The organism is Allocoleopsis franciscana PCC 7113 (assembly GCF_000317515.1).
Taxonomy (GTDB): domain Bacteria; phylum Cyanobacteriota; class Cyanobacteriia; order Cyanobacteriales; family Coleofasciculaceae; genus Allocoleopsis; species Allocoleopsis franciscana.
In genome coordinates, this window is record NC_019738.1 from 6308281 (window position 1) to 6329918 (window position 21638).

Genomic DNA, 21638 nt, shown 5'->3' on the forward strand with positions numbered 1-21638 from the left:
ACCTTAAGCCAGGGCAACAGCCGATTCATGCCAACGCCCAACCGCTTTGCCAATCACAGACATATCTTGTACCAAGCGATCGAAGCGATCCGGTGTCAAGGATTGCGGGCCATCGGATAAAGCTTTGGCAGGATTAGGATGGACTTCAATCATCAAAGAATCAGCACCCGCCGCGATCGCCGCCAGTGCCATTGCCGGGACATACTCATAACGCCCCGTGCCGTGACTGGGGTCAATCATAATCGGTAAGTGAGTGAGCGATCGCAACACGGGCAACACGGCTAAATCCAGAGTATTCCGGGCATACTTCTGATCAAACGTGCGAATCCCCCGCTCACACAAAATCACATTCGGGTTCCCGGCTGCCAGAATATACTCCGCCGCCATCAACCACTCATCAATAGTGGAGGACATCCCCCGCTTCAGCAAAACCGGCTTCTCCTGCGCCCCAACTTTTTTCAGAAGGGCGAAATTCTGCATATTCCGGGCACCCACTTGCACCACATCCGCCACCTCAGCAATTTTCTCGACATCCGCCGTGTCCATCACTTCGGTGATAATGCCCAAGCCCGACTCTTCCCGCGCCGCTGCCAGTAAGCCCAAAGCGCTTTCCCCATGACCTTGAAACGCATAGGGGGATGTCCGAGGCTTATACGCACCTCCCCGCAGAAACTGGGCACCCGCCGCCTTAACCCGACGTGCCGTTTCCACGATCATGGCTTCATTTTCTACCGAACAAGGGCCAGCCACCAGTACCACGGGATGATGCTCCCCGAAATGAACCGGGCCATTGGGTGTTGACACAACCACATCACTGGCTTCTCCGTGCCGGAACTCGCGACTGGCACGTTTAAAGGGCTTCTCAACCCGCAGCACCTCTTCAATCCAGGGACTCATTTCCTGAATTTGCAGTGGGTCTAAATCCACCGTATCGCCCACAAGACCAATCACGACCTTGTGCTTACCCACAATTTTTTCCGGAGTTAGACCCCATTCGCTCAGTTCTTGGTCAATGCGCTCAATCTCGGCTTCTGGAGCGCCCATTTTCATCACTACAATCATAGTTTCTCCAGCCCCTGCCAAATGATGTGTTTGCTTAACTTCGGGTTGGACGATGAGAAGGTTGGAAGTGGTTGAAGGTTGAAGGTTGAAAGTTGAAGGTTGGAAGTACTAACCTGCTAACCTGCTCCTTGCGAACCTTCAACCTAATCCTTTTGACCCGCAGAGCGCCATGCGGCTGTCATCCGTCCCCAGTTGGTTTTAAACTCTTGCCAACCTAACGTCGTTCCTGGCACATCTTCATCCCACGAAGCCGAGAGAACGCCGTAACTCAATCCCAACACGCCTAAACCAAAAAAGCCCATACTCACGAGTACCACAACCACATTGGGCAACTTTAAGCCAACTTGTGTGACTAAAACATAGCTGGCAAAAAAGGTAACGATGCCCAAAACGGAGGGAATTCCACACAACAGAGCCATCCGGCGTGCCATTCGCTTGCTCACGACATCCGGAATCGCCATCGATTCCTTAGACTTAGTGGCTTTGTGCTCTGGCTTCGTGGATTTTGAACTAGCGGCTGGAGCGGGTTGAGTCTTCGGTGTTTTTTTGCGCTTCTGACGTGGCTCAAAGGGCAAGCGTTGGTCACTGGAGTTTGACGACTTAGCGTCGGAGGAGCTACTGGCTTTTGCCTCACGCCCTGGTTCAGTAGACATAAGTGTAAATGGAAATGGAAAGGGGGTCTATCCGCGAATACCTAGGCGTTGAATCAAGGCTGGATAGCGTTGTGCACTTTCTCGGCGCATATAGGCTAGCAAGCGCTTCCGACGACCAATCAGTTGTAACAATCCTCGTCGAGAGGAATGATCTTTAGAATTCGCTTTTAGGTGTTCGCTCAACCGATTAATGCGTTCGGTGAGCATGGCGATTTGAACTTCTGCCGAGCCAGTGTCGGTTTCATGGACTTGGTAGCCCTCAATAATTTCGTGTTTGCGCTCTTGCGTCAGACTCATGGATAAATTTCGATCATAATAAACCAGCAGTTTTCCATGTTATCACTCTGACGAGTGTGGTTGAAACTCGTCTTGGCGAATGGGGATGGCACAACGTCCCAGGGAAACAATTCTCATCCCTGATTTGTGCTGCCCAATTTATCTGAGCGGCGGTTATCTAGCCACTCTTGCAAAATGATGGCAGCCGCTTTGCGGTCAATCAGACCTTTATTCCGAGAGACTAGGCGATTCTCTGCTTTGATTAATTCTTCGGCCTCCACAGAAGTCAAGCGCTCATCGATATACTCGACAGGCAACTGAAGGGCTTTCGCCAACCGCTTGGCGAACTTTTGGATCTGCCGCGCCTGGGAGCCTAGGGTTCCATCACTGGCATAAGGCAAACCGATAACGAGTAGCTGTACTTCTCTTTGTTCAACCCACTCTCGTAGCTGTTGTACATCCCGTTCAAAAGACGTGCGCTCAATTGTGGTAAGACCTGTTGCCATTAAACCCAGGCCATCGCATCCCGCCACACCAATTCGCTTGCTTCCTACATCTAATCCCAGTGCCGAGATTTTTTCCATTTCTTGACTCCAAATTCAGAAGGCATAGATGGCTAAAAGGAGCTTTGGTGGGCGAGCATCCCAAATGTATACGCTTTAAACAAGGTTGAGGAACATTTTATCTCAATTCTCCCAAGCTCCCCAGCTCCCCAGCTCCTCAGCTCCCAAGCTCCTCAGCTCCCCATCTCCTCAGCGCCCCAGCTCGAAGCACGGCTAATTCTGAATAGTCGGTGGCTCAGCAGATGGGCTTGTCTCTTGGGAGAGAGTAATCTTGGAGGTTGAGACTGGCTGAGCGCCATTTCCCGAAGAAACGGCTTGGGTTTTCTTGGAGATAGACTTCCACCAAGCAATGCGGCTGGGGATTGGGGTGCGTGCGGGTTGTAACCCCTGAAGCACTTCCGACAACTGCAATCCTTCTAAAGACATTGGCTTCGCTTCCCGCAGCTTGTGCCAGACAGAACGGGACATCAGTAGGGTATGCTCAATTCGCTCTGCCCCCATTTGTTCGAGATATTCTTCCCGTTCGGGTTGATAATCAGCAGAAGCAATTTGTAGGGCTTGGGGGGGCACCGCCTGCACCACCCGCGCCATCTGAGCCAGTAACTCTGGGTATAAGCAGGTATAAGCTGGGTGAACCGTCAGCTCACCTTCGTGACAACTGGAGCCATCCCGACACAGCCGGATTTGAAAATAGCCAATAGCAGCTTTGCGTTGGGGTTCAAAGACGTAGCCACTCACGACTTCCGTATGGGTGAACCACTGGTAAATATGGGAGACGAGCGCTCTCACAAACCCGGTTTTAAAATCTTGGACGTGGCGGTCAAACACCTGGCGTACCAAGGGCGGCATGGAGGCTGTATCCAATTGATAAAGCAACTGAGCATCCGCGTTACTCACCGGCAGTAAGTTCGGTAAATCGGGTTCGTGAGCTGCCAATTCTTCCAGGATTTGGGGTGCAATTGCCCAATAGGTCAGTTGTGCTAAAGGCTGAAATCCGTTTTGCCGATAAAGCGCTAGTGTCGTTTTCTGATGAACATTAACTTCTAGTAACCAGGTTCGCGCTTCCCAAATGGTCTCGAAACAATAGCGCAATAACCCCGATCCCGTATCTGCTTTTGCTGATGTATTTTCTTGAACGTTGGCAGAGGTATCGACTAACACCTGCTCCACCCGCCAAGTGCTGCGGGTGCGATTAAACGGCGAAATCTTGATCATGCCCCGAATCTGCTGGAACGATTCAGCCACATACACGCAAAAAGCGTACTGGCTGGGATTGGGGAACCAACTTAACAGCTTGAGCAAGCCATACCAGCGTCGAACTTGTTGTAATTGCTGAATGAAGGTCACAGAACAACTGTTGCTATCTGCATCAGTTGCCGCTGTGGCAAGCTGTTCGATTGCCTCCAAATCTCGGTAGTGAATGGGGCGAATCACATTCTTCGCGTTTTCTGAAACAGGTGAAGTCATGTTGGGTACAGATGCCTTGACGCAGATAGCAGCAGACTCGACCTACAGGCTTGCGCGTTCGCAGATACAGTTGCAAGACTGGGGTTACTGCCAATATATTAACGATTTTCCCACCCTTCCATTGTGATGATTAAGCTGGTTTTCTTTCTGAGAGCGGGACTTCCAAGCTTTTGAGGGTTGCTTTGTATTGTATTGCTCCTACTCATTTCCATCCCTGATGATGTGAGTATGATTACGAGGTGAGTTCACAAAATTTAAAGGACATTGGGGTTAAACGAGGATTTTATCGTAAACATTTGTAAACTAATAAACAACTATCTGCTCACAAAAATTTTCTTGCCGCCTTCCCACGGCGGTGGTCACTCTCCGGAAAAGCACAACCGGGCTTCACTGTGTTAGGAGTTTCTAATGAAGCAACTTGTCAAACTTGAGCGCTACTTCCTGATTGGTCATATTTTTGCAATGGTTTTTGGACTGGCAGGATTACTGCTGGTCGTCCCTCATCCTGAGGTGATTGCTGGCTTAGGCCCGATTGGGCAGAAGGCGTTTGGGTTATCCATGTCTGGGGGCGGGGTGATCAACATCCTTCTGGGTGCCGCTGCGGTGGCAATTTATGCCTATCGAACCCTGGGTTTAAAGCCATGGCTGACGTTCATGATTCCGGCGATGATTCTCTCCTTGGGGAGTGAATTACTTGGCACCAGCACCGGCTTCCCCTTTGGAGAATATGGCTACTTAAGTGGTTTGGGTTACAAAGTGGCTGGACTGGTTCCTTTCACCATTCCCTTCTCCTGGTTTTATATGGGGTTTGTTTGTTATTTACTCGCTCGTGCTGGCATCGACGCTAGTCTCAAAACGGCAAATGGGGTTTGGTTGCGCTCTATCTTGGGCGTCGTCTTAGGAGCCATTCTCCTCACCTCCTGGGACTTTGCCCTCGACCCAGCAATGAGCCAAACCGCTTCTCCTTTTTGGCACTTTGGAGATATTGGTTCCTTTTTTGGCACCCCTTACCGTAATTTTGCAGGCTGGCTGGCAACGGGTGGTCTGTTTATGACGGTAGCCGCTTTGTTCTGGAAGAAAACGCCGATTAACTTATCCCGTCAGCAGTTAGGATTTCCCCTGATCGTTTATATCAGTAACATTGCGTTTAGCGCTTTCATGACGGTGTTTGGTGTTGGGCTTTGGATTCCAGTGATATTGACTCTTGTTTTCGGCGTCCTGCCGGCTGTGATTTTATGGTGGATGGCTTCATCTGCACCCACACCCATCACAGTAGACTCCACTGAGAATACTGAACTCGCTCAGCTCCAAACCAATAAAGTCCCTGTGGCACCTGTGGGAGCTCTGCCTAAGTGAGTTGGGTTATCGCTTTAGTCAGCCATTCAACAGCGCTACTTTCACTGCCTATAGCAGGATTCTTTGCATCAGCGCTGTTACTTATTCAAATACCTGCCACCTTCCTTTTGCTCTCGCGCTTGAGCAAAGGACCAGGGCGTCGCCCTCCCATCGTGCCTCAAGCCGCCACTCCCGATCAACTGGGTGCGGTGAGTGTGGTCGTTCCCACCCTCAATGAACGCGATCGCCTGACGCCCTGTCTGGTGGGACTGAGTCAGCAAAGTTATGAAGTTCGAGAAATCATCGTGGTCGATAGTCGTTCGACCGATGGTACACCTGAACTGGTCAAGGATGCCCAAGAAAAAGACCCGCGATTTCGTCTAATCAATGATGACCCCTTACCCACTGATTGGGTAGGGCGTCCCTGGGCTTTGCACACGGGCTTCTTACACAGTTCCCCTCACAGTCAGTGGTTTCTAGGTATGGATGCCGATACCCAGCCCAGAGCGGGATTGGTTGCGGGTTTGATCCAGAAGGCTGAAGCGGAAAAGTTTGATTTAGTTTCCCTTTCACCGCAATTCATCCTCAAGTATCCAGGGGAGTGGTGGCTCCAACCCGCGCTGTTGATTACCCTCGTTTACCGATTTGGGCCAACTGGGATTAATAGTGACTCAGCGGAACGGGTGATGGCGAATGGACAGTGCTTCCTGTGTCGCCGCGAAGTCTTAGCCAAGCTGGAGGGCTATACCAGCGCTAAGGGGTCTTTTTGTGATGATGTCACCCTGGCTCGCTATGCCGCCGCTTGTGGGTTTAAGGTCGGGTTTCTCGATGGAGCCAAGGTGGTGAAGGTGCGGATGTATGAGGGAGCCAAAGAAACATGGAAAGAGTGGGGGCGCAGTCTTGACCTCAAAGATGCCTCTTCCATGAGTCAGGTGTGGAGCGATTTGTGGCTTTTACTGAGTGTTCAGGGTTTGCCACTTCCAGCCTCTTTGATTTTATTCAGTTGCCTAGGATGGGGAATTACCTCACCCTCCGTAATGGCAGCGGCTGGATTAAACCTTTTCTTGCTGTTGATTCGCTTTGCTTTGCTGTTTGCGATCGCTCCTTCTTATGATCGTTCTCAGGGATCAGCCGCTTCATGGCTCTTTTGGCTTTCCCCCTTAGCTGATCCCTTAGCCGTCTGGCGAATTTTCTTATCGGCTAGCCACAGACCGACCTCTTGGCGGGGTCGGAGTTATAGCGTTTAGGGTTGAAGGTTAGCCGGTTGGCAAGCCTAAGGTTGACCGGCTAGCAAGGCAAACCAATATTAACCTTCAACTCTTTTAACCTTCATCATCTGCTGTATTCACTTGATCCACTCGTTCAAGTTGCCAAAGAATTTGATTGCCTTCACGTCGGACTCGTGACACAATCCAATTTCGCCAAGGCCAGTGGTCGCCGCGACTAGTCACGGCACTGGCATTAACATCCATTAAGTCAGCCAGCTCAGAACTGCTAATCAGGTAGCCTTGGCGGGCTATCTCATCGGCGATGTGGAGAGTTTCCACCAAGTTACGGAGTTGAGCAACTCTCACCTCGCGAGGTAAGTCTTCAATTGCACCAGCAGGGGAAGAAACAGGTGAATCCATCATGGCTACTTCAGAGGAGGGAAGGCTCATTTGTATAGTCTCGTAAGCTAACTTAGAAACAACGTTTGAATCTGATACTCCTGCTACAGGTGAGTTGGAGTTTGAGTGATTGGAGGGTGGAGTACTCAGGTCGAACGCCTGATCGAGTACCAAGGGCTTGCCAACAGCAAAAGCACGAGCGATTGTATCACAACGCTCATTGCCCTCATTGCCACTGTGCCCCCGAACATACTGCCACTCCACCAAGGGAGAATTCAGCTCATCAAGAGTTTCCCACAAATCTTGATTTAAAACAGCTTTTCCCTGTGCTGTCTTCCAGCCTTTCTTTTTCCAGCCTTTCACCCATTTGGTGACGCCATTCTTGACATATTCACTATCGGTGTAGAGGATGACGGATTCGGTTTGAGCCGATGCCTTGAGAACCTTCAACGCCTGAATGGCTGCTTGCATTTCCATTCGGTTGTTTGTGGTTTGAGCAGTCCCACCACCCATTTCATAAACGGAGCCATCGGTAAAATAAACTACAGTACCCCAGCCGCCGGGACCAGGGTTGCCAGCGCAAGCGCCATCGGTGTAAAAACATTTAATTTGGCGAGTAGAAGGCATGTGTTTTGAGTTGTAAGTTTTATGATTCTCTCCGACGGTACCTTTGTGTTTGATCAGATGATAATTGCATTTGACTCCAAGGAATTATTCTCTGCTAAGTCCCTGAACCCGCCATCCGTTCTCAACCCCATGGATACTCGGTAAGATCAATCGCTTCGCTCACCGAGGCTCGAAACTTTGGTGTTTTGCTTGCCAAAAATTAAACTATATGGTAATAAAAAGCCGCAACATTTAAGCCAATTATTCATCTAAGATGGCATTTGCTGGGGTGTTAGTCAGCCAACAGACACAACCCTTCCCTTCCCCCTCCCGCCCAGATAGCCTCGTGAGTTACGAACCCTTACACCACAAGTATCGCCCTCAAACTTTTGCTGATTTGGTGGGGCAAGAGGCGATCGCGACGACCCTCACCAATGCCATCCTCAGCGAACGAATTGCCCCAGCTTATCTGTTCACCGGCCCCAGAGGTACGGGTAAAACGTCTAGCGCCCGAATTCTGGCGAAATCCCTCAACTGTTTAAAACAAGATCAGCCAACGGAGTCACCTTGTGGTTATTGTGACGTCTGTAAGAGTATCGCCTCAGGTGCCGCTCTCGATGTGATTGAAATTGACGCCGCCAGTAACACCGGCGTCGATAACATTCGAGAAATTATCGAACGTGCCCAATTTGCACCCGTTCAATGTCGCTACAAAGTGTATGTGGTAGACGAATGTCACATGCTCAGCACCGCCGCGTTCAATGCCTTGCTGAAGACGCTGGAGGAGCCACCCAAGCATGTTGTATTTGTGCTAGCCACAACTGACCCTCAGCGCGTGCTGCCGACGATTATCTCACGCTGCCAACGGTTCGATTTTCGCCGTATCCCCTTGGATGCCATGGTGGGGCATTTGCGGCATATTTCATCCCAAGAACAAATTGATATTACTCCTGAAGCCTTAACCTTAGTTGCACAAGTGGCTCAAGGGGGACTCCGAGATGCTGAAAGTCTCCTGGATCAGCTCAGTTTGTTACCTGAAAAGGTGGCAGTAGAACACGTCTGGGATTTGGTGGGGGCGGTGCCAGAACGAGACTTAATGGCACTCACCAAAGCTCTATCTTCCGACAATTCAGAAGCGGTTCTCGATCATTGCCGCCGCCTGATGGATAAAGGACGGGAGCCTCTAATTGTCCTGCAAAATCTGGCAGGTTTTTATCGAGATTTACTCATTGCTAAAACCGCTCCCAATCGTAATGATTTAGTTGCTGTAACCCCCCCAACTTGGGAACAACTGCGTGAGTTTGCTAAAAGTCTGGATATCTCCACAATTTTGCAAGGTCAACAGCATCTTAAAAACAGTGAAGCTCAAATCAAAAATACCACTCAACCACGCTTGTGGTTGGAAGTGACCCTATTAGGCTTACTGAAATCTGCGAATCCTACCCCTGTCGCCAGTCCGCCTGTACTCCAGACGCCAGCAATGAGCAGACAGGAGCCTCAAACCTCTCGTGAATCTTCATCATCCAGTGCCCCACTTCACTCGGCTTCCAGTTCAGGGGCATCCTCACCTGATCGATCCACTCAGTCAAATTCGGTTGCTCAGGAACAATCTTTTTCATCTCAAAATCCAACAACGGCACGGAGAGAAGAGATACCCTCAATCCCGGTTCAAAGCCCTACGGCAAACGCATCTGCTGCAAACTCTACGGCTTCTACACAGTCATTAGCAGGCAATGCAGCAAAGCCCACCCCAGAGGCGATCGCATCTTCCTCTAATGTCAATGAAATCTGGCAAAAAGTACTTTCAGTCCTTCAACCTTTTGCAACACAAGCCTTATTACGTCAGCATTGTCACTTATTAAGTTTTGAGGAGTCAATTGCCTATGTTGGTGTTAGTTCACTACCTCTATTGGATCTAGCTCAAAAAAAATTACCGAACATTGAAGCTGCGTTTGAAAGAGTCTACCAATCTAAGGTAAAGGTAACGCTACAAACAAAGGCGATGAATTCTTCTCATACGGCGACGGCTGATAAATCAACGGTTCAACCTATCGTTAAGCCCACGCCAGAACTTAAGGTTACCCAACCTCTTACCAACGATACCTTTAACCAGGGAACAAGGCAGGTATTATCGGTACTCCCAGAGGGGGAGAAAGCCCCTGAAGTTTATGCCAAAACTGGGAGAGAGGGAGAAAATACTGCCCTCTTGGAAAAAACCAATTTCCCCATACATCAAGAGCCTCACGGGAATGTGATCACAGAAGCTCCTGTGCCTTTACCCTCTATTGAATCTCCACAGTCGCTCTTAGTCGAAAGTATAGATGTAGATGCGGGAGAAATTGAGAAAGCCCTGGGAAACCTCAAGCTATTTTTTGATGGAGAAATTGTCGATTTAAGTGATGATGCCAGCAAGCGTGAACCTGCAAGTATTCCGTCTTGGGAATTGAAAGAGGGTATAGAAGAGGCTACTCAGCCCCTAGCCTTAGAGCAAGCACAAGAAGATGATCAGGATAAAACTCCTTTAATTCAAGCCGCCACTCATTATCAGTGGCAAGAGGACGAGTTAACAGCCCTGCAAAATTCCCAAATCTCGAAGCGGTTGGAGGAGTTGGAATTGGATGAAGACGGAGATATTCCGTTCTAGAATAGCTATTGAATATCACTAAGAATAATCCCCGCCCTCAACAAGAGTAAGGACGGGGACTTTCAATTCTGAATTGAAATTCTAGCGATTGGCTTCAAATTCCAAGGTTTCTTCCTCAGTTCCTTGATGTACTGTTTTCACCCATTTAAGCCGCTTAGGACGCACGGAAATTCGCGCTGTCATCCCACCAATCACGAGCATCCAGTGAAGCATGTAAAAGGTGCCGCGTATTGTCTGCAAGAGGGTAATAAACCCTGTCGAAATATTGAAGGGTTCGTTTCGTTTGGTGCGTAACAGCCCAACAAACATTCCGATCGCGGGAAGGGTGAGAGCCAATCCGCTCAGAGGGGATAGGATCGGGAGATGATGGCGAGCTAAAGCCATTAAAAAATCGGGTAAGGCTGCGGCTGGCAATAGGTACTGGATAATCATGAACGAGAACAAATCCAGCGTTTTTAACGTGCCCATCCGATTACTGACAATCAATCGCCAGTAATCCAGATAGCGCTGGTATCCTCCTTCTCCCCAACGGTTACGCTGATGCCATAGCGCTAGGGCGGTTGTCACACCTTCTTCTTCCACAGGCGGGAAGTCCAGAAACTGGATATCCCACTTGTCCAAGTGCAAGCGAATGGTTAAATCCAAATCGTCTGTAATGGTTTGTTCGTTCCAACCGCCGCAACGCTCTAAAGCGGCTCGACGAACAAATTGACCGTTACCCCGCAGTTCTCCTATGCCACCAATAGCAATGCGCTGCTGTTGGATAAAGGTATCAAGAGCCATTTCTGCCATTTGCCCTCGTGTCCAGAAATTCACCGAAGCATTGGCGATCGCTTTCCGAACCTGCACAGCACCGACTTGCGGCTTGCCAAACAAGGGCAGCATACGCCGCAATACATCTTTCGGTACCCTTGCATCGGCATCAAATACCCCAACAATTTCACCCTTGGTGAGGGGTAAAACCTGATTGAGTGCGCCGGATTTGCCGCCTCCTGCCGCCTCACCCCGATGCAACACTTTCAACTGGGTGTATTCTGTCGCTAACTGGTCTAATAACGCAGGTGTTTGGTCAGTGCTATAGTCGTCGATTACCCAGACTTCGTATCGGCTTTTAGGGTAATCTAAGTTACACAGCATTTTGACGAGATTCGTGATCACAGCCTCTTCATTTTTGGCTGCCACGAGGAGAGACACAAACGGTAAATTTGCCTGAGCATCATCCCAGAGTGGTTCAGGCGTCTTTCGCGGTCGAGCAAACAAGAACCGTACCGCCTGAATCCCTAATAGCGCTGTTAAGCCCCAAATTAAGTAAGAACCCCAGGATACTAAATGGAGTAAGATGATTCCTCCCCACAGGGCAGTGAGAACCACAGCCGCTTTCTGTCGGCGTCCTTCTAGCCCTTGAAAAAAGAATTCATTTTCAAATTCTTCCTCCTCGAAATCGGATAACAGTGAGCTAATTGGGTCTAGTTCACTACCAGACTCATCTTCTGACCAGTAATTCTCCGGCATAATTTACGAGGGTTCACTCCCCATACTTATCAACAATCATTAAGAAACTAGGTTAGGAGATAACACCATACTCCGCCACTTTCGCAGTTAGACAGCGATTAGCTAGTATCACGCCGAAAGGACGCTCATTCTTCGCTAACGCTGTGCTAGGGCTACCGCTACGAGGATATCCGGTGCCTCAGGCAATCGGAAGAAAAAAAATAGGGCTGTAATCAGCAGTACTTGCAGCTTTATTGTATCTGAGATTATTAAATTTCTTATACTTTGATGGGCATACTTTAATTTTTTGAGACGTTTTGTAGTGAAGTGGTCACTAAAGGTGTGTGGGATTTGAGTATGGTGACTTCGTTGATAGCGATGACTGCTTGGGGATTGGGTTCTGTCTTGTGGGCAGAATTGGTGCGAGACTTTTACCACCTCTTGGCTCATTATTGGACTCCTCTATATCGGCTCCATGTATGGCATCATCGCGTTTTTCGTCCGGATTTAACGGCTGTCAATGACACGATTTATCGGGAAGCGCATTGGCGCAATGACGTGCCAGAAGCCCTAGCCATGTTGGTATTGGGGTTGTTGCCGTGGGGGGTTGCCTATACAGTGGCACCAGAGCAGCATTGGGCGGCTTTATTGGGTTGTCTTTATACGCTTACCTTTTTATTTAGTGCGATCGCACGGGGAAGTGGGATTAAATGGGCTGAGGAATTAACCGATGTCACCCACCGTCCCGGACAATTTTTGACTCCACCTTCTCGTTGGTTCGTCAATCGCACCTATCATTGGCGACATCACTTTGATAACCAAAAGGCTTACTATTGCGGTACGTTGACATTAGTGGATCAGCTCATGGGAACAGCTCTTTCGTTTAAAGGTAAAACTGTTGCGGTGACTGGAGCCTCTGGAACTCTGGGGCAAGCACTTCTGGCGACTCTTCATGAACGTGGGGCGAAAGTTATGGCTCTTACTTCTAGGGAGCAATCTGTTAGCCTAACCGTGAAAGGTGAAAATATTCCTGTCAAAACAATGACTTGGCAGGTAGGACAAGAATCTGACTTGGCAGCGATTTTGGAAACAGTAGATATTCTCATCCTCAATCACGGAATTAACGTGCATGGGGAGAGAACGGCAGATGCGATCGCACAATCTTATGAAATCAACACCTTTTCCAGTTGGCGGTTAATGGAACTGTTTTTCAGCACCGTCCGCACTAATCAAGAAATGGCAACCAAAGAAGTTTGGGTCAATACATCAGAAGCCGAAGCCTCTCCTGCCTTTAGCCCCCTGTACGAACTCAGCAAACGGGCACTAGGAGACTTGGTTACCCTGCGGCGTTTAGATGCGCCCTGTGTGGTGCGAAAACTGATTTTAGGGCCATTTAAGAGTAATCTCAATCCGATTGGAGTGATGTCGGGAGATTGGGTAGCAAAACAGATTGTAAATCTAGCGGTTCGGGATGTGCGGAATATTATCGTTACGATTAATCCCTTAACCTTTGTGATGTTTCCCCTCAAACAATTGTTTGTTGGTCTTTATTTCAAACTGTTCAGTCGCCGTGCTGATTTACAGGCTGTGAAGTCGGAGGTAGTTTCCGGAAATATAGCCATCAAGGGGTTAGCCCAAAAATAATTTTGCCTGGGTTTGTTTTTGGATGCTCATACCAAATCCAGATCTATAACTCCTTATCCATCTCGAATTTGTATCATCCGTCGAGCCAACAACCCAAAATAACAATTTGGGGAGAGTCAATTACCCTCCCCAAAAATTTTTGATCTCGCTTTTAAATTTAACCTGCGGATGACTCTGACTTAATCGAGGCGTTAACGCTTCACCAGTTTCTTTGTCACCTTTCGCAGACGCACTGACTTCGGTGTGACTTCCACCAGTTCATCCGATCCGATGTATTCTAGAGCACGCTCTAAACTCATTTCCATCGGCGCTTGCAACTGCACGAGTTCATCACCCGTCGCAGAACGATGGTTTGTAAGCTGCTTGGTCTTACAAACGTTCAGATCCAGGTCTTGAGGGCGGTTGTGTTCCCCAACAATCATGCCCTTGTACACCTTGGTACCCGGTGTAATAAAGAACACTCCTCGGTCTTCCCCGTTCTTCATCGCGTAGAAGGTTGCTACTCCTTCCTCAAACGAGATAATTACCCCATTACGGCGGGTCTCAACATCACCGGAGAAAGGACGATAATCCAAGAAGCTATGATTCATGATGCCCTCACCCCGTGTCAGGCGCATGAACTCACCCCGGAATCCGATTAAACCCCGCGCTGGAATCACAAACTCCAGTTGGGTACGACTATTGCCGCCAACTTGCATATCCTGCATTTCGCCCTTGCGCTGACCGAGGCGTTCGATACAGCCGCCCACAGCGACTTCAGGGATATCTAGCACCAAAAGCTCATAGGGTTCGCAGGGTTGACCATTCACTTCTCGGTAAATCACCTGGGGCTGGGAAACCTGAAACTCATACCCCTCACGGCGCATGGTTTCGATAAGGATACCCAGGTGCAGTTCACCGCGACCCGAAACCAGGAATTTATCGGGAGAGTCGGTTTCTTCGACGCGCAGGGCAACGTTGGTTTCCAGTTCTCGAATCAAGCGATCGCGCAATTGCCGTGAAGTCACAAAATCCCCTTCCTGACCCGCAAACGGCGAATCATTCACCGAGAAGGTCATCTGCAAGGTTGGCTCATCCACCTTAATCAGTGGTAAGGCTTGCGGTTCATTGGGGCAAGTAATCGTTTCCCCAATGTTGGCATTGGCAAACCCAGCCACCGCGACGATGTTTCCGGCTGAGGCTTCTTCGAGGTCGATGCGCTTGAGTCCTTCAAAGCCCATCAATTTGGTAATTTTTCCCTTGACAATTGCGCCTGTTTCTGTTACTACTGCCGCTTGCTGACCGGACTTGATTGTGCCATTGTGGATGCGACCAATCACAATCCGACCGACATATTCAGAATAATCAAGGGTGGTCACTTGCAGTTGTAAGGGCTTTGTAACATCCCCAATCGGTGGGGGGACATGACGTAAAATTGCCTCAAACATGGGTTGCATATCCACGCCTTGGGCGTCCAAATCTTCTTTGGCGTAGCCTTCTAGACCTGAGGCAAACAGATAGGGAAACTCACACTGGTCATCGTCTGCACCTAATTCTAGGAACAGATCCAAGACTTTATCAACGGCACCATGGGGGTCAGCTTGGGGTCGGTCAATTTTATTAACGACGACAATAGGGCGTAATCCCTTTTCCAGGGCTTTTTTCAGCACAAACCGAGTCTGAGGCATTGGCCCTTCATTGGCATCCACAATCAGGATGCAGCCATCCACCATCCCCAACACCCGCTCAACCTCACCGCCAAAGTCAGCGTGACCGGGGGTATCAACAATGTTGATTAATGTTTCTTTGTAGCGAACGGCGGTGTTTTTGGAAAGAATTGTAATGCCTCGTTCCCGCTCTAAATCGTTGGAGTCCATGACGCAGTCTGGAACGTCTTCCCCTTCGCGGAAAATGCCAGATTGTTTGAGCAGGGCATCTACAAGAGTGGTTTTGCCGTGATCGACGTGGGCAATGATAGCAACGTTACGAATAGGGAGAGACATAGAAGCGTCAGAGAATGAGTGGCAGGAGGAAAATTTTCTGCTCAAGATTTCTTAATAATTGTAGCTTACTGTATGGGGCGATCGATGAGGCAATGAGAGGTATAGCCATGTCGCCGTTACGTGTCACGTAATCGCAATGACCTAAAAAAGGTAAGATTTATAGAGGTTTCAGGAGTTTCGCTGGTTAATCAGGACTCTCAGCCAAATTAGGTTTAACTTCAGTTCAGAGGCCGAATGAGGGAGGTCTTCTACAAAGCGGCTATCTGTTCAGCCGCTTGTGCTAATTCAGACGCCACACGCGCTGCATAAGGGCGAATGAACCACCAAATTAAAGGGGACAACCAACCCCGTAGTGTCACTGAATAGGATACATAAGTGCCGCAAACGGTAGATTCAATCTGGTAAGTTACCCGTTTTTCCACACCTGGGATGGCCAGCACGCGCACACTAAGTAATTCACCCGGTCGAACCCGCTCAACAAAAATTTGGACGGGAATGGGGATCAAACGAGTCACCACCTGATAAATGATTCCTGGTTTGGCAATTAACCCGCTTGGAGCATTGGTGCTAGATAGTAAGGGATGCCAGGAAACATCCGCTAAATTGATGATTTTTTGCCACAGAACGTCTACAGGAGCAGTACTTAAGGCCCGATAAGTTCTAAAAAGCGCGAACTTGCACCAAATCCCCTCTCGACCTGCGATTAATTTGAAGGAAAAATTGAGAATCACGATACACCTCCCCCAACGAACGCTCAGGCCAACCTCTCATTCTAAGCAAATGGTGTTGCGGGTAAAATCCCCTTTCTCAGGATATGAGCGCAAATCTTGAAAGACCATTAAGGTTCGTCTTTGTTTAAGGTTTGTAACCAGAGAGTGAATCAGGAAGACTGCATATCTTTACAAAGAGCCAATCCGAGATAGTCTAAGTAAAGTCAATAAACCATCATGATGCCCATCAGGGACTACCCGCTTTTGGGTGAACTATTTTGTTTGGGTTAACTCCATTGAATTGAGATTATGACAGCTTTTCAGACGGACGCAACGACTACTCCTCAGGTTTCGCCTTCTTTACCACCTGCTGACTCCAGAGAACGAGTCAAGCAGTTGATGCTACAGCTCCAAGATACAATTTGTCAGGCTTTAGAACAGCTCGATGGGGCTAGCCAATTTCAGGAAGATGTTTGGGAGCGAGAAGAAGGTGGCGGTGGTCGTTCCCGTGTCATACGCGATGGTGCTGTATTTGAGCAGGGTGGAGTTAACTTTTCCGAGGTTTGGGGTCACCAACTTCCTCCCTCTATTCTGGCTCAGCGTCCAGAGGCAACGGGACATGGTTTTTTTGCCACCGGCACATCAATGGTGCTGCATCCTCGCAATCCCTATATCCCCACTGTCCACTTAAATTATCGTTATTTTGAAGCGGGTCCCGTTTGGTGGTTTGGAGGAGGAGCCGATTTAACTCCTTATTACCCCTTTGCCGAAGACGCGGCTCATTTCCATCGCACCTTCAAAGGAGCTTGTGATAATCACAACCCTGAGTATTATCCCGTATTCAAGCGCTGGTGTGATGAGTACTTTTATTTAAAACACCGCCAAGAAACGCGGGGTGTTGGCGGACTCTTCTTTGACTATCAAGATGGCACAGGTCAACTGTATCGCGGCCCTCACAAAGATAGTCCCGCTGCCATTTATAGTGACCGACTTGGAGCGGTAGCGCCACGGACTTGGGAAGATTTGTTTGCCTTTATCCAGGAATGCTCTGCATCCTTTTTACCCGCTTATGTGCCCATTGTTGAGCGCCGTCAAGGGCTAGAGTATGGCGACAGAGAACGTGATTTCCAGCTTTATCGTCGGGGTCGCTATGTAGAATTTAACTTGGTCTATGACCGGGGTACCATCTTTGGTTTACAAACAAACGGGCGCACAGAGTCTATCCTCATGTCTCTACCTCCCTTAGTGCGTTGGGAATACAGCTACCAACCTGAACCGAATACGCCGGAAGCCGAGTTGTACGAGATATTTCTCAAGCCCCAAGACTGGGCTAACTGGACGCCTTTAACCTCCTTTTAAAGATATCTGAGTTAAACTAACGTGAGGTGAGTATTTGTCCTACGTAACAAGGTTGAGCGTTGTTTCAACTGAGTTTTCCAAGTTTAATTCAGGCACCAAGTCCGCAACCAAATGTTGCTCCTCTTGAGCTTCAAGGGGGGCTGCTGCTGCAAGGAGGTATTGATGATTCATATTGAGCAGAAAACACACACCACCAAAGATGGTACGACTGTCATTGTTTTAGCACCTGTCGGACGCTTGGATATCACTACGGCTTGGCAATTTCGTTTGAAGCTGCAAGAGTGTATTTCTAAGCTCAGCCGTCATGTGATTGTCAATCTCAGTCAGGTTAACTTTATTGATAGTTCGGGTTTAACGTCCCTAGTTGCCGGAATGCGAGATGCAGACAAAGTGAAAGGGAGTTTCCGCATTTGTAACGTCCATCCAGAGGCGAAACTGGTCTTTGAGGTCACCATGATGGACTCCGTGTTTGAAATCTTTGAAACGGAGGAAGAAGCCTTGGAAGGAGTTCCTCGGAGTATGGCGACCTGAAAAGTTTGAGGGTTGAAGATTGAAAGTTAGAAGGTTGAAGGTTGGCTTAAACCTGCAACGTACTTTCTCTGCCAACTTGTAACTGTTTAGAGCGGTAACTCGTCGGCAAAATCTTGACGTTTGGTGAAGCGGAACGGGCCAAGTAAGGCTCCCCATGTGGCTTTTCCGGTCGCTGGGTCAATGCCTTTGTCATAGGTGCGAAATTCCTCAGGTGTAGCCTCAAATCCTAGGGAAATTTGGTAATCTTTGCCTTGATAGCTAAAACTACAGGGCGTATTCGTTGCTGAGAACGCGGAAAATTCATAGGCATTAGGGGAAACTAGACGCTGTTTCACACGAAGAGTACAGCCTGGTAAAAACTCAATTTGTGCAGTTGTGAGCTGCTTTAATAATTCTGGATTACGACCAGCACCTCGGATCGCGTCCGGGTTTTTAAGCATATAAAACTGCACTTGTAAAGAGCCTGGTTCCGTTGGGTTGGGATACAGCCTCAGAATGCGTGGACGGTAGGGTTGATCGAGATTAACAATATTAGCCTGTTCAGCAAATAGGGTCAGGCTGTCTTCGGTAAACAAGGGCACCGGTCGCAGCCACAGGTGGAGGTGAACATACCAAGCGGGGTCGGCGATGGCTTGTTGTCGATTATCAAATTCACCCGCCATGTAGCGTGCTAAGGTAATCAATTCAGCAGAATGGGTCATTAGGGTAGAAAGTTAAAAGTTAGACGTTGAGAGACTCTCAAGGGTAGAAGATTGAGAGTTTTATTAGTGCTCTAGCTTCAAGGCTCTGCGATCCCGGATTGTAGCTTATTACCTCCCTTTCGGTTCTCTTCACCTTGGCAAACGTGTCCTTAAGCGAGACAATGGTTTTACGTCCCCCTTACAGTCTGCTTTGTGAATAACCTTCGCACAGTCTCAGATACTAAACGAGACTTTTACAACCATCACACCCGCCCTGTTAACTCGATCTTCCGACGGGTGGTCGAAGAGTTGATGGTCGAAATGCATTTGCTGTCGGTCAATGTTGATTTTCACTACGAACCCATCTATGCGTTGGGGGTTGTGACATCCTTTAACCGCTTTATGGAGGGCTACCGACCCGAACGAGATAAAGCTTCCATTTTTGATGCCCTGTGTCACTCGGTGGGGAATAACCCAGAACAGTACAAGCAAGATGCCCAATGGCTGGAGTCCATGGCAGAGCGTGTAACAGGGGAAGAATTAGTGTCGTGGTTAAGCGCACCAAGACCCCAAGATACTTTAGGGGATTTGTATGCCGCAGTCGCCGCGATCGCAGAAAATCCTAAATTTAAATACAGCCGTCTGTTTGCGATTGGCCTTTATACACTCCTGGAAAAAGCAGATTCAGAGTTGGTTCAGGACGAAAAGCGGCGGACTGAGGCTCTAAAGAAAATTAGTGATGGTCTACACCTCCCCGAAGAGAAGTTGCAAAAAGACCTAGAGTTGTACCGCAGCAACCTGCAAAAAATGGAACAGGTGCGAATTGTGATCGAAGATGCCATTCAGGCCGATCGCAAAAAACGGGAAAAACGGATTCAGGATCAGAATAAGGCGGCTACTTCTTCGAGTGATTCTCAAGAATCTACACCAGGCGTGTAACTCTCCTAAATCTTCTCAGTCCTCCGAAACCAAGCTAGGAGTCGGCTCAGGAGTTGGGAGATAGAGAGTCGTTCATAAAGACAGCTAATCTCTAAACCACGCCTTGTAATCGTTGGATAATCTGCTCAGCCGGTAAGACCCCTTCAATCCGATCTATCGGCTGACCGTTTTTAAACAGAACTAAGGTTGGCAAAGCATGAATTTGATACTGCGATGCTAGCTGAGGATATTTATCCGAGTCAATTTTGACGACTTGTAAGCGACCCTTGAGCTGAGCGTTGACTTGATCGAGGATTGGAGCCATCATCTGACAGGGGCCACACCAAGTCGCATAAAAATCGACTAAGACGGGTACATCCGAGCCAGAGAGTAGATCTTCAAAGCTACCGAATTGCTTCTTAACGGCCATAGAAAAAAATTCCTCTCGTTAGGGTTTCTGCTCGATTCTAGTGCAAAATTCTGAGAGCTGAATGAGTGAATATTTCAAGAGGAATTTTTCATGGAAGACTTACAAACATCTTCACGACGGTTACACGATCGCGTGGCTATTATTACGGGAGCGTCCCGTGGGATTGGTCGAGCAACGGCCTTAGCGCTGGCTGCTGAGGGAGCTAAAGTAGTGGTCAACTATGCTAGTTCTAGTTCGGCTGCTGAAGAGGTGGTAGCGGCGATTACGGACATGGGAGGAAATGCGATCGCACTTCAGGCGGATGTCTCTAAAGCTGATCAGGTAGACGCTCTTGTCAATCAAACTTTAGAAAAGTTGAGTCGTGTTGATATTCTCGTGAACAATGCGGGCATTACTCGTGATACCTTACTGCTGCGAATGAAACCCGAAGACTGGCAAGCGGTGATTGACCTGAACCTAACGGGCGTTTTTTTGTGTACGAGGGCGGTGAGCAAAATCATGCTCAAGCAGAAGTCTGGTCGCATTATCAACATTACATCGGTGGCAGGGCAGATGGGAAACCCCGGTCAGGCGAATTACAGCGCGGCGAAGGCGGGTGTGATTGGATTTACCAAAACGGTTGCGAAGGAGTTGGCAACTCGTGGTATTACGGTGAATGCGGTAGCACCAGGATTTATTGCCACAGATATGACCAGTGGTCTGAAATCCGATGAAATTCTCAAATACATCCCCTTGGGTCGTTACGGGGAACCTGAAGAGGTGGCTGGAATGATTCGGTTTTTGGCGGCTGATGCCGCCGCCGCTTATATTACTGGGCAGGTGTTTAATGTTGATGGTGGTATGGTGATGGCTTAGAGTATCGGTAGAGTAATCGCCGAAACCCCGTTTTAACTCTTAAGAAACACATTCTCAAACCCTTATAGTTGAATGATTTCAGCTAATTGTGTTTCTTCCATCTGTTGGGGATGCGCGAAGCGTCCCTTGGAGGCTCACATCTTGCACCTTTGTCAGTAAGCCTCCATACCCGCCAAGAAATTAATTTCTTGGCTTATAGTTCAAGTCCATTGAAATGGACTGAAAGTCCTATCTAGTCGTATGAAGACGAATGCGAGCTATGAGACAGTGGTTAAAACCACTGGCGGTTGTTGCCACTGGTGCAAGATCTCAGTTAAAACGGGCTTTAGATCTGACGCCGTGCCGCTAGCGGGGTAGATCCGCTTCACGTGTAGCGTTCCCGCAGGGTAGGGTACTTTAGTTCAGGGCTTATGTCAGTGACGTTCGTTTTCAGGCAAATGGTTGGCGAATTGTGCGATCGCATCCACCGTCAGTGCTACTTCTAGCAGTTCTTCTAGTTGATTGAGGTTGAGGGTTTGCAAGCGAGTTTCTATCTCTTCTGGAACTGTGCCGAAGCGAAGGGTAAGTAAATGGAGCAATTGCGATCGCGCACCTTGTTGTAGTCCTTGTTGTTGTGCTGCTTCTTCTGGTAGGGGGACAAGATTACCCTTCTCGTCATAAAACCGCAACCACACGGCAGGTTCTCGGTCTATGGTTCCTTCCCAAGTTCCCAACCAAAAGCCGAGTGTCTGACTCCACAGCCAACCTTGGTCATTGGGTGCTATGGGCTGATAGCGAAGGTTTGCGTCTAACGGAAGTTCCCCTTTGACAAAAAACTACAACCTA

Annotated in this window: 19 protein-coding genes and 1 pseudogene; 8 read left to right on the forward strand and 12 right to left on the reverse strand. The window is 48.7% G+C overall.

The genetic code is table 11. The annotated features are described in order from the left end of the window. Positions 1-3 precede the first annotated feature (3 nt). From aroF to MIC7113_RS25905, 5 genes are all read right to left on the reverse strand, one after another. A complete protein-coding gene (gene aroF, locus MIC7113_RS25885) occupies positions 4-1062 on the reverse strand; it encodes a 3-deoxy-7-phosphoheptulonate synthase (RefSeq protein ID WP_015185162.1) in 1059 nt (352 codons plus the stop codon). 143 nt (positions 1063-1205) lie between these two features. Further along, the gene (locus tag MIC7113_RS25890; RefSeq protein WP_015185163.1) at positions 1206-1715 is read right to left on the reverse strand and encodes a PAM68 family protein; all 510 of its coding nucleotides are present in this window, start codon (positions 1713-1715) and stop codon (positions 1206-1208) included. A 27-nt stretch (positions 1716-1742) separates the two neighbouring features. Next, positions 1743-2012 (reverse strand): 30S ribosomal protein S15, encoded by a 270-nt coding sequence (gene rpsO, locus MIC7113_RS25895; protein WP_015185164.1) that lies wholly within the window; start codon positions 2010-2012, stop codon positions 1743-1745. Between the two features lie 113 nt (positions 2013-2125). After that, positions 2126-2575 (reverse strand): Holliday junction resolvase RuvX, encoded by a 450-nt coding sequence (gene ruvX / locus MIC7113_RS25900; protein ID WP_015185165.1) that lies wholly within the window; start codon positions 2573-2575, stop codon positions 2126-2128. A 192-nt stretch (positions 2576-2767) separates the two neighbouring features. After that, complete coding sequence (locus MIC7113_RS25905; protein WP_015185166.1) at positions 2768-4021, reverse strand: hypothetical protein; 1254 nt, start codon at positions 4019-4021, stop codon at positions 2768-2770. A 408-nt stretch (positions 4022-4429) separates the two neighbouring features. On the opposite strand from MIC7113_RS25905, the gene cruF reads away from it, so the two are divergent. Together cruF and cruG are read left to right on the forward strand one after the other, a co-directional pair. Further along, positions 4430-5377, forward strand: coding sequence for a gamma-carotene 1'-hydroxylase CruF (gene cruF, locus MIC7113_RS25910; RefSeq protein ID WP_015185167.1), 948 nt, complete (start codon positions 4430-4432; stop codon positions 5375-5377). Positions 5378-5421: 44 nt separating this feature from the next. After that, positions 5422-6603 carry a 2'-O-glycosyltransferase CruG gene (gene cruG, locus MIC7113_RS25915; protein WP_041781286.1) on the forward strand — a complete coding sequence of 394 codons (1182 nt, stop codon included), beginning with the start codon at positions 5422-5424 and terminating at the stop codon, positions 6601-6603. 75 nt (positions 6604-6678) lie between these two features. Here the strand turns inward: cruG and rnhA are convergent, their stop codons facing one another. Next, positions 6679-7590: a ribonuclease HI gene (gene rnhA, locus MIC7113_RS25920; RefSeq protein WP_015185169.1), complete on the reverse strand. Its 912-nt coding sequence runs from the start codon at positions 7588-7590 to the stop codon at positions 6679-6681. A gap of 325 nt (positions 7591-7915) precedes the next feature. Between rnhA and MIC7113_RS35070 the strand changes: the two genes are divergently transcribed. Next, positions 7916-10213 (forward strand): DNA polymerase III subunit gamma/tau, encoded by a 2298-nt coding sequence (locus MIC7113_RS35070; RefSeq protein ID WP_071884139.1) that lies wholly within the window; start codon positions 7916-7918, stop codon positions 10211-10213. Positions 10214-10294: 81 nt separating this feature from the next. On the opposite strand, the gene MIC7113_RS25930 is transcribed toward MIC7113_RS35070, so the two are convergent. Further along, complete coding sequence (locus MIC7113_RS25930) at positions 10295-11725, reverse strand: glycosyltransferase (protein ID WP_015185171.1); 1431 nt, start codon at positions 11723-11725, stop codon at positions 10295-10297. Positions 11726-12061: 336 nt separating this feature from the next. On the opposite strand from MIC7113_RS25930, the gene MIC7113_RS25935 reads away from it, so the two are divergent. Then, on the forward strand, positions 12062-13348 hold the full coding sequence (locus tag MIC7113_RS25935; RefSeq protein WP_015185172.1) for a bifunctional sterol desaturase/short chain dehydrogenase: 1287 nt from the start codon (positions 12062-12064) through the stop codon (positions 13346-13348). Between the two features lie 191 nt (positions 13349-13539). Here MIC7113_RS25935 and typA read toward each other — a convergent pair whose 3' ends face one another. Next, the gene (gene typA / locus MIC7113_RS25940; RefSeq protein WP_015185173.1) at positions 13540-15330 is read right to left on the reverse strand and encodes a translational GTPase TypA; all 1791 of its coding nucleotides are present in this window, start codon (positions 15328-15330) and stop codon (positions 13540-13542) included. A 248-nt stretch (positions 15331-15578) separates the two neighbouring features. Then, a complete protein-coding gene (locus tag MIC7113_RS25945; RefSeq protein WP_015185174.1) occupies positions 15579-16061 on the reverse strand; it encodes a hypothetical protein in 483 nt (160 codons plus the stop codon). Between the two features lie 288 nt (positions 16062-16349). On the opposite strand from MIC7113_RS25945, the gene hemF reads away from it, so the two are divergent. Then, positions 16350-17399 (forward strand): oxygen-dependent coproporphyrinogen oxidase, encoded by a 1050-nt coding sequence (gene hemF, locus MIC7113_RS25950; RefSeq protein ID WP_015185175.1) that lies wholly within the window; start codon positions 16350-16352, stop codon positions 17397-17399. Positions 17400-17561: 162 nt separating this feature from the next. Beyond that, entirely contained in the window at positions 17562-17930 is a 369-nt protein-coding gene (locus MIC7113_RS25955; protein WP_015185176.1) for an STAS domain-containing protein, read from the forward strand. An 86-nt stretch (positions 17931-18016) separates the two neighbouring features. On the opposite strand, the gene MIC7113_RS25960 is transcribed toward MIC7113_RS25955, so the two are convergent. Next, a complete protein-coding gene (locus tag MIC7113_RS25960; RefSeq protein WP_015185177.1) occupies positions 18017-18631 on the reverse strand; it encodes a chromophore lyase CpcT/CpeT in 615 nt (204 codons plus the stop codon). A gap of 192 nt (positions 18632-18823) precedes the next feature. On the opposite strand from MIC7113_RS25960, the gene psb29 reads away from it, so the two are divergent. Beyond that, positions 18824-19549: a photosystem II biogenesis protein Psp29 gene (gene psb29, locus MIC7113_RS25965; RefSeq protein ID WP_015185178.1), complete on the forward strand. Its 726-nt coding sequence runs from the start codon at positions 18824-18826 to the stop codon at positions 19547-19549. A gap of 91 nt (positions 19550-19640) precedes the next feature. Here psb29 and trxA read toward each other — a convergent pair whose 3' ends face one another. Further along, the gene (gene trxA, locus MIC7113_RS25970; protein WP_015185179.1) at positions 19641-19958 is read right to left on the reverse strand and encodes a thioredoxin; all 318 of its coding nucleotides are present in this window, start codon (positions 19956-19958) and stop codon (positions 19641-19643) included. A 90-nt stretch (positions 19959-20048) separates the two neighbouring features. Between trxA and fabG the strand changes: the two genes are divergently transcribed. Next, the gene (gene fabG, locus MIC7113_RS25975; protein WP_015185180.1) at positions 20049-20813 is read left to right on the forward strand and encodes a 3-oxoacyl-[acyl-carrier-protein] reductase; all 765 of its coding nucleotides are present in this window, start codon (positions 20049-20051) and stop codon (positions 20811-20813) included. Between the two features lie 413 nt (positions 20814-21226). On the opposite strand, the pseudogene MIC7113_RS25980 reads toward fabG, so the two are convergent. After that, a pseudogene (locus tag MIC7113_RS25980) lies at positions 21227-21604 on the reverse strand (DUF4351 domain-containing protein); the annotation flags it as partial. Between the last annotated feature and the right edge of the window lie 34 nt (positions 21605-21638).

Excerpts from the sequence above, each read along its gene's own strand:
- fabG (WP_015185180.1), top strand. The coding sequence starts at position 20,049 with ATGGAAGACTTACAAACATCTTCACGACGGTTACACGATCGCGTGGCT.
- ruvX (WP_015185165.1), bottom strand. The coding sequence starts at position 2,575 with ATGGAAAAAATCTCGGCACTGGGATTAGATGTAGGAAGCAAGCGAATT.
- MIC7113_RS25890 (WP_015185163.1), bottom strand. The coding sequence starts at position 1,715 with ATGTCTACTGAACCAGGGCGTGAGGCAAAAGCCAGTAGCTCCTCCGAC.
- MIC7113_RS25935 (WP_015185172.1), top strand. The coding sequence starts at position 12,062 with ATGGTGACTTCGTTGATAGCGATGACTGCTTGGGGATTGGGTTCTGTC.
- trxA (WP_015185179.1), bottom strand. The coding sequence starts at position 19,958 with ATGGCCGTTAAGAAGCAATTCGGTAGCTTTGAAGATCTACTCTCTGGC.
- rnhA (WP_015185169.1), bottom strand. The coding sequence starts at position 7,590 with ATGCCTTCTACTCGCCAAATTAAATGTTTTTACACCGATGGCGCTTGC.
- MIC7113_RS25930 (WP_015185171.1), bottom strand. The coding sequence starts at position 11,725 with ATGCCGGAGAATTACTGGTCAGAAGATGAGTCTGGTAGTGAACTAGAC.
- hemF (WP_015185175.1), top strand. The coding sequence starts at position 16,350 with ATGACAGCTTTTCAGACGGACGCAACGACTACTCCTCAGGTTTCGCCT.
- aroF (WP_015185162.1), bottom strand. The coding sequence starts at position 1,062 with ATGATTGTAGTGATGAAAATGGGCGCTCCAGAAGCCGAGATTGAGCGC.
- rpsO (WP_015185164.1), bottom strand. The coding sequence starts at position 2,012 with ATGAGTCTGACGCAAGAGCGCAAACACGAAATTATTGAGGGCTACCAA.
- MIC7113_RS25905 (WP_015185166.1), bottom strand. The coding sequence starts at position 4,021 with ATGACTTCACCTGTTTCAGAAAACGCGAAGAATGTGATTCGCCCCATT.
- typA (WP_015185173.1), bottom strand. The coding sequence starts at position 15,330 with ATGTCTCTCCCTATTCGTAACGTTGCTATCATTGCCCACGTCGATCAC.
- MIC7113_RS25960 (WP_015185177.1), bottom strand. The coding sequence starts at position 18,631 with ATGACCCATTCTGCTGAATTGATTACCTTAGCACGCTACATGGCGGGT.
- cruF (WP_015185167.1), top strand. The coding sequence starts at position 4,430 with ATGAAGCAACTTGTCAAACTTGAGCGCTACTTCCTGATTGGTCATATT.
- MIC7113_RS25955 (WP_015185176.1), top strand. The coding sequence starts at position 17,562 with ATGATTCATATTGAGCAGAAAACACACACCACCAAAGATGGTACGACT.